The organism is Planktotalea sp. (assembly GCF_039984035.1).
Lineage (GTDB): Bacteria > Pseudomonadota > Alphaproteobacteria > Rhodobacterales > Rhodobacteraceae > Planktotalea.
The window spans coordinates 1-12,616 of sequence record NZ_JBDWVM010000464.1 but is presented as its reverse complement, the minus strand read 5'-3'; the positions used below and the strand labels follow the sequence as shown (position 1 = coordinate 12,616).

The 12,616-nt window shown below is 53.7% G+C and carries 10 protein-coding genes and 1 pseudogene; 6 read left to right on the top strand and 5 right to left on the bottom strand.

The features are described from left to right. The 5 genes and pseudogenes from ABJQ89_RS20595 to ABJQ89_RS20575 form a co-directional block, all read right to left on the bottom strand. Nucleotides 1-285: pseudogene (locus ABJQ89_RS20595) on the bottom strand (ribosome small subunit-dependent GTPase A); the annotation flags it as partial. Nucleotides 286-367: 82 nt separating this feature from the next. Further along, nucleotides 368-874 carry a polymer-forming cytoskeletal protein gene (locus tag ABJQ89_RS20590; protein ID WP_348498026.1) on the bottom strand — a complete coding sequence of 169 codons (507 nt, stop codon included), beginning with the start codon at nucleotides 872-874 and terminating at the stop codon, nucleotides 368-370. Next, nucleotides 864-2,165, bottom strand: coding sequence for a M23 family metallopeptidase (locus ABJQ89_RS20585; RefSeq protein ID WP_348498025.1), 1,302 nt, complete (start codon nucleotides 2,163-2,165; stop codon nucleotides 864-866). The genes ABJQ89_RS20590 and ABJQ89_RS20585 overlap by 11 nt, the downstream gene beginning before the upstream one ends. A 217-nt stretch (nucleotides 2,166-2,382) precedes the next feature. Further along, nucleotides 2,383-3,192, bottom strand: coding sequence for a ferritin-like domain-containing protein (locus tag ABJQ89_RS20580; RefSeq protein WP_348498024.1), 810 nt, complete (start codon nucleotides 3,190-3,192; stop codon nucleotides 2,383-2,385). After that, nucleotides 3,189-3,650 (bottom strand): peroxiredoxin, encoded by a 462-nt coding sequence (locus ABJQ89_RS20575; protein WP_348498023.1) that lies wholly within the window; start codon nucleotides 3,648-3,650, stop codon nucleotides 3,189-3,191. Before ABJQ89_RS20575 ends, ABJQ89_RS20580 begins: the two co-directional genes overlap by 4 nt. 97 nt (nucleotides 3,651-3,747) lie before the next feature. On the opposite strand from ABJQ89_RS20575, the gene ABJQ89_RS20570 reads away from it, so the two are divergent. The 6 genes from ABJQ89_RS20570 to ABJQ89_RS20545 all read left to right on the top strand — a co-directional run. Then, entirely contained in the window at nucleotides 3,748-7,089 is a 3,342-nt protein-coding gene (locus ABJQ89_RS20570; RefSeq protein ID WP_348498022.1) for a DUF3971 domain-containing protein, read from the top strand. A 17-nt stretch (nucleotides 7,090-7,106) separates the two neighbouring features. Beyond that, nucleotides 7,107-8,165, top strand: coding sequence for a tRNA preQ1(34) S-adenosylmethionine ribosyltransferase-isomerase QueA (gene queA, locus ABJQ89_RS20565; protein WP_348498021.1), 1,059 nt, complete (start codon nucleotides 7,107-7,109; stop codon nucleotides 8,163-8,165). A gap of 112 nt (nucleotides 8,166-8,277) precedes the next feature. Continuing rightward, nucleotides 8,278-9,543 carry an MFS transporter gene (locus tag ABJQ89_RS20560; protein WP_348498020.1) on the top strand — a complete coding sequence of 422 codons (1,266 nt, stop codon included), beginning with the start codon at nucleotides 8,278-8,280 and terminating at the stop codon, nucleotides 9,541-9,543. Nucleotides 9,544-9,639: 96 nt separating this feature from the next. Beyond that, nucleotides 9,640-10,221 (top strand): DUF924 family protein, encoded by a 582-nt coding sequence (locus tag ABJQ89_RS20555; RefSeq protein WP_348498027.1) that lies wholly within the window; start codon nucleotides 9,640-9,642, stop codon nucleotides 10,219-10,221. A gap of 99 nt (nucleotides 10,222-10,320) precedes the next feature. Beyond that, a complete protein-coding gene (lpdA, locus tag ABJQ89_RS20550) occupies nucleotides 10,321-11,715 on the top strand; it encodes a dihydrolipoyl dehydrogenase (protein WP_348498019.1) in 1,395 nt (464 codons plus the stop codon). Nucleotides 11,716-11,873: 158 nt separating this feature from the next. After that, on the top strand, nucleotides 11,874-12,616 hold a 743-nt coding region (locus ABJQ89_RS20545), incomplete at its 3' end, for an MFS transporter (RefSeq protein WP_348498018.1).

Sequence of the window (12,616 nt, the reverse complement as noted above, 5' to 3'; positions counted from 1 at the left end):
CTTTCGCTCAAGAAGGACGCTGTCTTGCGGGATCTCTGCATTGAATAGCACCCAATCTCCGACGGTCACATCTTTGCGCGGTGGAATAACGCCCCGCGTGTCGACGCCTTGCACTTGCAAGCCACTGCGATGCACGGATGTGACTCGCATGGGCGGCGTTTCGAGTAAGCTATCTGCGTCGGTTTGCTGGGAAAAGAAGGCGGACCAACCTAAGAGGCTTAGAGGATCAGGGGCCGTTTTAGCGATGCTCGCACCGGGCATAAAGGCGGCGTATTTATCGCTCATGCGTTCACAGTTAATTTTAAGCTGTGCATGAAAAAGGGCCGCACGAAGCGACCCTCTCTAAATCTTTTGGACACCAAAGGGATCACTCGGGCTTCGGTGCGCCAGTTGGAACCTTGGAGGCACCTTTTGTGTTGAGCGGATCATCCTGACGCTGCACGGAACCTTCAAAGTGTGCGCCACTTTCGATCGCGATAGTCTTGTGGATGATATCACCCTCAACGCGCGCTGTGGATGTCAGGCGAACCTTGAGACCACGCACACGGCCAACGATGCGGCCGTTGACGACAACGTCATCTGCGATCACTTCGCCTTTGATCGTTGCGGTTTCACCGATTGTCAAAAGATGCGCACGGATGTCGCCTTCAACAGTGCCTTCGACCTGAATATCGCCGGTTGTTTTCAGGTTGCCCGTGATGTGCAGGTCTGCAGACAGGGTAGAGGCCGGTGGCTTTGCCTTAGGTGCAGAAGCTTTGAACTCGCTTGCACGTGGTGGCACAGCAGGCGCAGCTGATGTGCTGGCTTCTGGAGTGCTTGGTGTTGTGCCGTCCGCGTTTGGGCCGGGCTCATTGATTTTGCTTTTAGAAAACATCGTTTGCAGCCTTAATGTAAATCATTGGATTGACGGGTTTCCCGCCTACACGAACTTCATAGTGTAGATGGGTACCTGTAGAACGTCCTGTGTTGCCCATATCACCAATGCGTTGTCCGCGCGAGACTCTTTGTCCAACCTTGACGCGAATTCTTGATTGATGGGCGTATCGTGTTTCGATCCCGAACTGGTGCTGGATTTTTACAAGCTTACCATAGCCTGATTGCCAACCCGCGTGTATCACAACACCGTCAGCCGTTGCATAGATTGGCGTACCGTGAGCAGCGGCGAAGTCTGTGCCGTTATGCATGCGGCCCCAACGACGACCAAAGCCGGACGTGAAGCGGAACGAGTTTTTAACAGGGGTAGCGAATGGCGCTTTTTGGGCAGCGATCCGGTATAGGTTAAGAGAGTCCATATCCTTGAGGATTTGGTTCGCGCGCTTTGTTTCACCAGAAGGCGCTTCGCTACGCGTCGAGAAACTCAGTGGAGTGAGCGGGCCACCTTGGCCAGAATAGCCTTTGCGCACTTCATTCAAAATGCGGTCGGTGTTCATGCCAGCTGCTCGGAACATCTTGTCGAGCGGTTTGACAGAAACAGTCATAGCTTCTTCAAGCTGACGGAAGATTTGATCGTTCTTGTCGGCCATGACCTTGATCTCGGCCTGCATTTCTTCGGCTTTGATCAAAGCGTCTTGTGCATCCAGAACAACCTGATCACGTTCCTTGGCCGTGGCTTCAAGCGCACTGGCAAGGAAATCCATCGCGGCATCGTCTGTCGCATTTCCAGCAGCAAGGCCGGCGCCGCCATCAGACAGCTCTGCCAGTTGTTCACGCGCTGCTTCACGATCTTTCATCGTTTTGCGCAGCGTGGCTTGTACAACTTCGATACCTGTTTCCAACTCTCGACGCTGCGTTTCGGAGGTCAGCAGCTCAGATTGCATCATGGAAATTTGGCTAAGAGCCGCGTTGAAGCGGTCTTGCGCAGCAAGGGCTTCTTCGGCCCGCGCATCGCGCTCTGCCGATAGCTCGTTCAAACGCCGCTCATATGCTTCGTGATCTCGGCGCGCTTGGTCACGGAAATTACCCGAACCAATGCTGTCCATTAGTAAGATCGACGTCGCAATGATGGACCATGCTACAATCGTAGCAACGCCCACAAAGCCGATGATTTGTGTTCCTGGACGCAAGCGAATAAATCGCGTGTCCGCGTCAGAGCGCAAGAAAAGCCTGCGCTCAGGAAAATGACGTTCTAAGAACGCGTTAAACTTCATTGAAAGCCGTGTCCGCAAACCAGCATCCCTTTATTGTCCCAACCCAATAATGACGCTCGTTATGGATCCGAGTGGTGGACCCGCGGCGCCTTAACAAATTCCTTAAACAGCCCCTCGCATGCACGCAAGTCATTTGGGCGCTGTGATTCGAAATAGGGGGAATTTATTGAGAATTGTGGCAAAAAACCGCCTAGCTCAATGTCTTGGCGGTTTCTATCGGGCCGCAAAATATGTGCTAAAGGTCTTCTGTCAGGGGCCAATAAAAGTCAGGTGGCAGGCCCGCATCCGCGCGCTTTTCTTCATTGAAGGGTGGTTTCAGTTTGCCATGGAAATACCGCCGCACAAGGGCGTGAAACACTTCCTTGGGATCGCTATTTTCACGCCCGCACATGAAATTGAACCATTTAGAGCCGTAAGCGACGTGGCTCACTTCCTCAGCATAGATGGTTTCCAACGCAGAAACCGCGCTGTCCAATTTGGCGTTTTTGAACACTTTGATCATGCCGGGTGTAACATCGAGGCCGCGCGCTTCGAGCACCATTGGCACAACGGCCAAGCGCCCCATGAAGTCTTCTGCGGTGTCTTCTGCCGCGCGCCACATGCCTGCATGTGCGGGAAGGGCGCCATAGTGGCTGCCCAGTTCCTCAAGGCAATCACAGAGCAGATTGAAGTGCTTGGATTCATCGTCAGCAGCACTGACCCAATCGTCATAAAACCCAGCAGGCAAAGAGATATGGCTGAAGCGCGCGATGATATCCCAGTGCAGATCAACCGCATTCAATTCAATATGAGCAACGGCATGTAACAGCGCGATCCGGCCAAGTTCACTGCCCGGTTTGCGATGGGGAACATCGCGCGGTGACAGAAGTTCAGGCTTGTCCGGGCGTGCAGGATGCATTGGCGGATTGGCAGTCCCGATTTCTGGCAGATCACCGCCTTCACGCGCAGCGCGCCATTCGGCTGCATATTTATGCGAGAGCGCTGTTTTTGCGCGACCATCTGCAGTTTGCAGAACATCCAGTGCCATATCCGCCAAAGGTTTCATGCGATTAACGCCTTTACTTCATCCAAAACCGCCTCGGCGTGTCCGGGCACTTTCACCTTGCGCCAGACCTGAGCGAGCGTGCCATCGGCATCAATCAAAAAGGTCGAACGCTCGATCCCAAAGAACTTTTTGCCATACATGTTTTTCTCTTTCCACACGCCATAAGCCTCGCAAACAGCGTTGTCTGTATCGCTCAAGAGCGGCATCGTCAGCGCATGTTTGGCGACGAATTTTTCGTGGCTGGCCATGTCGTCTGCAGAAATGCCCCAGATTTTCACGCCCAGCTTGGCAAATTCCTGCTCCATTCCCGTGAAAGCGATGGCTTCCTTGGTGCAGCCCGGCGTGTTGTCACGCGGATAGAAAAACAGAACCAACGGGCCTGATCCCTTGAGGCTCAATTCCTGTTCTGCAGTGGCTGGCAGAGTGAACTCTGGCGCTTTATCTCCGATTTCGATCATTTGTTGTCCCTTTGGTTTCGCCGCTCTTGGTTTCATATTAGAAGAGGTCAGACAATAGAACGCTGCGCGTCGGTAAAAAGGGCAGACACTCAAAAAAATGAACGAAACACCGCAGTCAGAGCAGGAGCTGTCAAACACTGAGCCTCAAGAGGCTGAGGTGCAGCCAAAACGTGATCGGCGCTTTAAAAAGCGGCATTTCGCGCAGGCTTTACTGCGCGGTGTTTTTGGCTTTGGCCTCGCGCTTTTGGTTGGTTTTGTTCTGCTGATTGGCCGAGACTTGCGTGCGCCTGAATGGTTGCAACAAAGGGTTGAAGAACGATTGGCAGAAGCTCTGCCGACGCTCGACATTAACCTCGGTAGTATCTTTTTGCGCATCGAAAGCTCTGATTTGAGCCCGCGGGTGTTTTTGCAAAACGTATCTGTGCGCGATGAAACAGGGCTGCCGTTTGCGTCTTTGAGCGAGTTGAGCGTTAGGGCGTCATTCCCCGCAGCCTTGCAAGGGCAGTTCTCACCTAAGAAGGTCTCACTATCTGGCGCGCTGATGAAATTACGTCGCGCTTCAGATGGGAGTTTCGATCTGACCATCGGCTCGGCTTTGCAATCCACTGGGCAGGGCGCGAGCCTTGTGGAACTTATTGAGCGTCTAGATCAATTGCTCGTGCGGCCAGAGCTTCAGTATTTGCGCGAGGTTGAGGCGAACAGTCTGACGGTTCTGTATGAAGATGCGCGCGCTGGCCGTGCGTGGACCGTCGATGGCGGGCGGATGCGCCTGAGCACCAAGAACGACCAGCTGTCCATGGGCGCGGATTTCGCGCTGCTCGGTGGGCAGGATTATGCGACCACTTTGGAGATGAGCTATGACAGCGATATCGGCTCACCGGCGGCGCAAATCGGTCTGACGCTCGCGGATGCGCCTTCTGAGGATATCGCCAGCCAATCAGAGGCTTTGGCATGGATGGAAGCGCTGCGAGCGCCAATTTCAGGTTCCTTGCGCACGGTTGTTGATGATCGCGGTGAACTTGGTCCGCTCAATGCGACGCTTCAAATTGGCGAAGGCGTTGTTCAGCCAGAAGATGAGGCGAAGCCGATCCCATTTGAGGGCGCGCAGGCTTATTTCACCTATGAACCTGACGATAATATCCTCGAATTCTCAGAGCTGAACGTTAAGTCCGCTTGGTTTGAAATGCGGGGCGAAGGCCGCGCCCGTATGCAAAATGCGCCCGGTGGCTGGCCTGAAGCAATGCTTGGTCAATTTAGCGTAAGTAGTATCAAAGCAAATCCAGATGGCCTCTATCCAGAACCTGTGACCCTTGAGCAAGCCGATGTTGATATGCGTCTGGTGTTTGATCCGTTCCGCTTGGACATAGGGCAACTTGTGCTGCGCGAAGCGGGGCAGGTTTTGATTGCCTCAGCGCAGGCCGATATTGGTTTGGACGGCTGGCGCTTAAAGGTGGATGCGGGCGCAGATACGCTCGAAATCAAAGAAGTTTTACGCGTCTGGCCCGATGATCTGAAACAAAACACGCGGACTTGGATCGCGAATAACATTCTGAAAGGTGAATTGAGCAAAGTCAGGCTGGCATTTCGCGCGGAGGCTGGCGCTAAACCTGATCTACACCTTGGCTTTGCCTTTGACGACGCAAGTGTTCGTTTCATGAAGCAAATGCCGCCTTTGCAAGAGGGACGTGGGTTTCTGCACATTGATGATGAACGTCTGATAGCGGTCGCTGAAAAAGGGGTCGTGATAGCCCCAAAAGGCGGTCGTGTGGATGTGTCGAGCACGGTCTTTGAAATCCCAGACATGCGCTTGAAGGGCGCGCCTGCAAACATTCAACTGGAAACGCAAAGCGCGGTGACTGCAGCATTATCGTTGCTAGACCAAAAGCCTTTTGAATTCCTGAGCAAGGCAGGCCAAAGCGTCGACCTTGCCCAAGGTCGCGCGGTTTTGAGCGGTGACATCACACTTCCATTGAAACAGCAGATCGCCACATCGGAAATCGAATTTGATATCGCAGGCAAGATTTCAGATGTGCGCAGCGAAACGTTGGTAGATGGGCGCGTTTTGGCTGCGCGCCAACTTGATCTGCGCGCGCTTCCGGATCAGATTTCTTTGGATGGTGCGGGTAGTATCGACGGCGTTACCTTTGAAGGGGCATGGCGCATGCCACTTGGCACGCCTGGCGCGGGTAGCCAGGTGTCGGGTCAAATCGAACTCTCGGAACGTTTTGTCAACGCGTTCAACATAGGTCTGCCCAAGGGCTCTGTTTCAGGACAGGGACAAGGGCAAATCACGCTCGATCTCAAGCCTGATGTCGCGCCTAATTTTGCTTTGACTTCTAATCTTGCAGGACTGGGACTACGCATTGATCCCTTGGGCTGGCGCCTTGGAACTGGGACGCGGGGCCAGCTTTCCGTGCGCGGTCGGCTTGGCAGTGCACAATCAGGACCGCCGCGCGTTACGGGGTTGACCCTTGATGCGCCGGGCTTGTTTGCGAACGGAGCGGTGACCATCCGAAATTCCGGCTCGCTCGAGCGGGCCAGTTTTCAAAGGGTCAAGGCGGGGGATTGGCTCGATGCGCCGCTCACGCTGACGGGGCGCGGCGCGAATGTGACACCCGCGGTCACGATTGCAGGTGGGAGTTTGGACATGCGCCGCATCCCTGCGCAAAACACGGGTGGGTCGGGGGCTGCTGGCGGCAGTGTTCCGCTCGACGTCACATTGGATCGTTTGCAAGTGACCAGTGATATGACATTGCGCAATTTCAAAGGAGCGTTCGTTTCTGACAGAGGGCTTACAGGGGACTTTAGCGGCGATCTAAATGGTCAAATGCAGGTCACGGGTCGCACATTGCCAAAGGGTGGGCGCACTGCGGTCGAAATCAAATCCAGCAATGCGGGACGTGTGATCAGTGCCGCTGGACTTTTAAGCAGTGCCAATGAGGGCGCATTAACCTTGCGATTGGACCCGCGCGCGGCGGCTGGGGAATATGATGGCACTTTGGCAATCACCAACATCCGTTTACGCGATGCGCCGCCAGCGCTTGCTGTTTTGAGCGCGGCCAGCGGAATTGGCCTGCTCGAACAGATGGATGGACGGGGCCTTATGTTTGCCGAAGTGGACGCCACGTTTCGCATCACGCCCAGCACAATCACGGTGACCAAGGCGAGCGCGGTTGGCCCGTCTTTGGGGCTTTCTGTAGATGGCTATTACAATGTGGCGCGCAAAACGATGGATATGCAGGGCGTCGTTTCGCCGTTTTTTGCGATCAACGGGATCGGATCGATCTTTACAAGGCGCGGCGAAGGTCTCATTGGGTTCAACTACACAGCGCAAGGGCCGGCGGCATCGCCAAATGTGCAAGTTAACCCGCTGTCCTTGTTCACTCCGGGCATGTTCCGCGAGATTTTCCGCCGCCCGCCGCCGCAACTGAGCCAATAAAACGTCTGACCTTTGATATGAAACTAAGTGACTTTGATTTCGAACTGCCAGAAGAGTTGATTGCGACGCGCCCTGCGAAACCGCGCAGTTCTGCGCGGTTGTTGCTGGCGCAAGGCGATCACATCGAGGATCGTTATGTCTCTGATTTGCCTGAGATTTTTCGTGCAGGTGATGTTCTGGTTCTCAATGACACCAAGGTTATTCCTGCGCGTTTGTTTGGTCTGCGCCGCCGTGAAAGCGAACATGGGTCTGGCGAAGCAAAGATCGAAGTAACGTTGCTTGAACCAAGCGCAGAGCAGGGTGCGTGGCGCGCGTTGATCAAACCATTGCGCAAGGTGAAAGAAGGCGAGGTCATCCGCTTTTCAAATGATCTTTCCGCGACACTTCTTGCAAAGGAAGACGGTCAGGGTACTCTCGAATTTAACCTGCAAGGCGATGATTTCGATGCGGCCTTGGCAGAAGCGGGGGCAATGCCTTTGCCGCCCTACATTGCCGCGCGCCGGCCAGCGGATGCGCAGGATAAACAGGACTACCAAACGGTCTTTGCCGAAAATTCAGGTGCCGTTGCTGCGCCGACCGCATCGCTTCATTTTGATGAAGCACTGCTGGATCAGTTGCGCGCGCAGGGCGTTGAATTTGTCCATGTGACGTTGCATGTGGGGGCAGGGACGTTCCTGCCTGTGAAGGTCGACGATGTGACCACCCATAAAATGCATGCGGAATGGGGGCAGGTCAGCGAAGCCGCGGCTGCACAGATAGCCAAGGCCAAGGCCGAAGGTCGCCGTGTTATTCCGGTGGGTACAACCGCTTTGCGTTTGATCGAAAGCGCGGCGCAAGCCAGCGGTGCGATTGCGCCATGGGAGGGGGAGACCGACATTTTCATCTACCCCGGCTTTGGCTTTAATGTTGCAACGGCGCTGATGACAAACTTCCATCTTCCCAAGAGCACCTTGATGATGCTGGTTTCGGCACTGATGGGAAAAGAGGCGGTTGATGCGATTTACGCGCATGCGATCGAGAACCAGTATCGGTTCTTTTCCTATGGCGACAGCTCGGTGCTTATTCCAAGCGCATAAGGTGCTAAGATAAAGGCGCGCATGGACCATGTGATGTCGTTCTTGCACCAGACCTTATATGGCCGCGCACCTACACGCTGGGTTTTTGAAGCTGCCAATTATGAGGCGCGATATGTTCTTAGTTCTCTCAAATTCTTGGGCTCTGTTGTTTGGTATGATGCTGCTGATGCTTGGCAATGGTTTGCAAGGCACGTTGCTTGGTGTGCGCGGCGAAATTGAAGGGTTTTCCACCTTTCAAATGTCGCTTGTCATGTCGGCCTATTTTGTCGGTTTCTTGGGCGGCTCGCGCGCGACGCCTGAGATGATCCGCCGTGTTGGACATGTGCGTGTCTTTGCGGCGCTTGGCTCGCTTATTTCTGCGGTTTTGATCCTATATCCTGCGCTGACCAATGCGAATGCTTGGATCGTTGGGCGCATAATTATCGGATTTTGTTTTTCTGGTGTGTATGTCACCGCCGAAAGCTGGCTGAACAATTCCGCAACGAACGAAACACGCGGTCAGACCCTTTCCCTTTATATGATCGTTCAAATGATCGGAATCGTGGCGGCGCAGGGCGTTATGCTTTTGGGAGATCCGTCCGGATTTATCCTGTTCATCGTGCCGTCGGTTCTGGTTTCCGTGGCCTTTGCGCCAATTTTGTTGTCGATCACGCCGACACCCGCATTTGATACCACCAAGCCCATGTCACTAAGCGAACTTTATACAGCATCGCCGCTTGGGTTTGTCGGTATGTTCTTGCTTGGCGGCGTGTTCTCTGCCCAGTTTGGCATGGCTGCGGTCTTTGGCGGGCAAGCGGGCTTGAGCGTTGCACAAATTTCGATCTTTGTTTCCGCGTTTTATATCGGTGCATTGCTGATGCAGTATCCAATTGGCTGGCTGTCTGATCGCATGGATCGGCGCTTGTTGATCCTTGGCTCTGCAATTTTGGGCGGTTTGGCTGCTGTCGTTGCAATTTTTTGGGGGAAAGATTTCAACCTGTTGATCGTTGCGGCCTTCGTGATTGGCGGAACATCTAATCCGCTCTATTCGCTGTTTCTGGCCTATACCAATGACTTTCTGGAGCACGAAGATATGGCCGCCGCGTCAGGTGGCATGGTCTTTGTTAGTGGAATGGGGGCGATTTCTGGACCGATCATCACAGGTTGGTTGATGTCGAACATGGGGTCCGGCGCGTTTTTTGGTGTGATTTCTACGCTGATGCTCGCCATAGCTGCATACGCTGTGTTCCGAATGACACAACGTTCAGCGCCCTCCGTCGAAGATACTGCAGGATTCCAAGCGATTATGCCGTCCTCAACCCCTGTTTTTGTTGAGGTTGCGCAGGAAATTGCGATTGAAAACGCGATTGAGGAGCAAATGGAGGAAAATTCCCCGTAATTATGTCGCAATTGACGCATTTTGTTATTGGCACCAATGGTTAAGCTATAGGTAACGTAACGTTATTACTGACGCGCAATTGGGAGAATAAGCATGATTGCGGCACCGGAAGATGTTTTAAGTTTTTGGTTAGATGAAAAGAAACCAAGTGATTGGTACGCTTCGGACAAGGGGCTGGATCAAGAAATCCGAGATCGCTTTGAAGCGACTTGGAATGAGGCGATGCAAGGCAAATTCGGGCTTTGGTTGACCTATCCAAATGGGGCCTTGGCCTACATCATTCTGATGGATCAGTTTTCACGTAATATGTTTCGGGGCACGTCCAAAGCGTTTGCCTCTGACAAGGCTGCGCTCGCCGCAGCGAAGGTCGCGATTGATCGAAATTGGGATATGCGGGTCGACGAACCAGCGCGCCAATTCTTTTACATGCCGTTGATGCATTCCGAGAGCCTATGCGATCAGGAACGTTGCATTCGTTTGATGAAAGAACGCATGCCGAAAACGGGCGAAAGCAATCTGCTTCACGCGCAAGCGCACCGCGAAGTGAACCGCAAATTTGGTCGTTTCCCGTATCGCAATGAGGCGCTCGCCCGTAAATTCACGGACGTTGAGCAAGATTATGTCGCAAACGGGGGCTATTCCAGCACAGTTCGTGAACTGCAAAGCGTCAGTGCCTAGGTAAAGCCGACTAAATTCAAAGAAACGAGAGGGCAGCTTCGGCTGCTCTTTTCATTTGTGAAGCCTCTGAGTAGCTTACCCTCAAAGAGGAGGCCCGCAATGAGCAAAAACCAATTCGATATGATCGTGATCGGCGCAGGGCCGGGCGGCTATGTGGCTGCCATTCGCGGCGCGCAACTTGGCCTGAACGTTGCGATTGTGGAACGTGAACACATGGGCGGCATCTGCTTGAATTGGGGCTGTATTCCGACCAAAGCGATGCTGCGCTCTGCCGAGGTGTTCCACCTGATGCATCGCGCCAAGGAATTTGGCCTCAGCGCCAAAGGCATTGATTACGATCTCGATGCGGTTGTGCAGCGTTCGCGCAAAGTGGCTGGGCAATTGTCTGGCGGCATCAGCCATCTGATGAAGAAAAACAAAATTCATGTGGTGATGGGAGAGGCAAAACTCTCAGGTCAGGGCAAGGTCACTGTGAAGACCGAGAAGGGCGAAGAGGTCCTCAGCTCTAAAAATATCGTTTTGGCAACGGGCGCTCGAGCCCGCGAGTTGCCTGGCCTTGAGGCTGATGGCGCGCATGTTTGGACCTATAAACACGCGCTACAACCGCCGCATATGCCTAAAAAGCTCCTCGTAATCGGGTCCGGCGCAATCGGCATTGAATTCGCGAGTTTCTATAACACCCTTGGCGCCGATACGACGGTTGTCGAGGTGATGGATCGCGCGTTGCCTGTTGAAGATGCTGAAATCAGTGCCTTTGCGAAGAAGAGTTTTGTTGCGCAGGGTATGAAAATTCGTGAAAAATCCATGGTGAAGAAGCTTGACCGCGCCAAGGGTAAGGTCACGGCTCATATCGAAACCGGTGGGAAAGTCACGACAGAAGAGTTCGATACGGTGATTTCAGCTGTTGGCATCGTCGGCAATGTTGAAGGGCTCGGTTTGGAAGAGGCGGGCATCAAAATTGACCGCACCCATGTCGTGACCGACGAATATTGCAAAACAGGCGTCAACGGCGTTTACGCGATTGGCGATATCGCGGGCGCGCCATGGCTTGCGCACAAAGCCTCGCATGAGGGCGTGATGGTTGCAGAATTGATCGCGGGCAAAAAGGTCCATCCGATCAAACCTGGCTCTATCGCGGGCTGCACCTATTGCCATCCACAGGTCGCCTCCGTCGGCATGACCGAGGCACAGGCGAAAGACGCTGGTTTAGATATCAAAGTGGGGCGCTTCCCTTTCATGGGCAACGGCAAGGCCATCGCGCTTGGTGAAGCGGAAGGTTTGGTAAAAACCGTCTTTGACGCGAAAACTGGCGAATTGCTCGGCGCGCATATGGTTGGTGCAGAGGTGACGGAAATGATCCAAGGCTATGTGGTCGGACGTCAGCTTGAAACCACCGAAGAGGATCTGATGCACACGGTCTTCCCGCATCCGACCCTGTCTGAGATGATGCACGAAAGCGTGTTGGATGCTTATGGGCGTGCGATTCATTTCTAAAGGTTTGACCTGTCATACTAAATGACTTGCGCCACGCCGTATGGTTAAGGCTTGGCGCAAGAAATTGAGCTAAATAGTCTCAATATCCTTTTGGCTGAAGGCGCTCCAATCGGTGCGCTCAAGCTGTTGCTCCGCTCTATTTCGAATTGGGCTGGCTGTTGGGGTATGACCCTGACATAGATGAGTTCACAAGCGATCCTGAAGCCACTGTATCGGCATGGGCCCTAGCGCAGAAAATCAATGACATGACCCAAATGCACCCCCGCACAGACTATCTCATTATTACGTTAGTTTGGATGGCTGGGCTCGGCGCAGCTGCGCAGTTCGGCAAAATCGCGGTTGCCTTGAACAGCTTTCGTGATCTCTATGACGTTAACGAAGTTGCGCTTGGTTTTCTGATCTCTTGTGTCGGTTCGGTGGGTTTGGTTCTTGGCGTTGTCGGCGGCATCTTAATCACGCGGGTTGGGATCAGGCGCGCCTTTGTCGTGGGGCTTGTGTTCGCAGGTATTCTCTCTGCTCTTCAAGCGTTTTTGCCGTCTTACCCGATAATGATCTTGCTGCGCATATTGGAAGGCGCGACGCATTTGGCAATCGTTGTTGCTGGGCCAATCTTGATGGCGCGACATAGCTCTGACAGAGCGCGCGGCGCGGTGATGACGCTTTGGAGCAGCTTTTTTGGCCTGTCCTACATGATCGTGGCTTTGCTTATCCCACCTCTGATTACCTTTGGCGGGCTGGCTGCAGTGTTACTGGCGCATGGGGCATATATGATTGTAATCGCTCTGGCGTTGTGGCTGATTTTACCAGCGCCAGCGCAACCTACAGCGCAACCTACAGCGCAAACGCTATCTGACGTGCCTTTGACATTGTGCGCAATATTAAAACTTCATGTCAGCATCTA

Coding starts and splice junctions, on each gene's coding strand:
- ABJQ89_RS20590 (WP_348498026.1), bottom strand. CDS start 874: ATGTTTTCTAAAAGCAAAATCAATGAGCCCGGCCCAAACGCGGACGGC.
- ABJQ89_RS20580 (WP_348498024.1), bottom strand. CDS start 3,192: ATGAAACCTTTGGCGGATATGGCACTGGATGTTCTGCAAACTGCAGAT.
- ABJQ89_RS20575 (WP_348498023.1), bottom strand. CDS start 3,650: ATGATCGAAATCGGAGATAAAGCGCCAGAGTTCACTCTGCCAGCCACT.
- ABJQ89_RS20570 (WP_348498022.1), top strand. CDS start 3,748: ATGAACGAAACACCGCAGTCAGAGCAGGAGCTGTCAAACACTGAGCCT.
- queA (WP_348498021.1), top strand. CDS start 7,107: ATGAAACTAAGTGACTTTGATTTCGAACTGCCAGAAGAGTTGATTGCG.
- ABJQ89_RS20560 (WP_348498020.1), top strand. CDS start 8,278: ATGTTCTTAGTTCTCTCAAATTCTTGGGCTCTGTTGTTTGGTATGATG.
- lpdA (WP_348498019.1), top strand. CDS start 10,321: ATGAGCAAAAACCAATTCGATATGATCGTGATCGGCGCAGGGCCGGGC.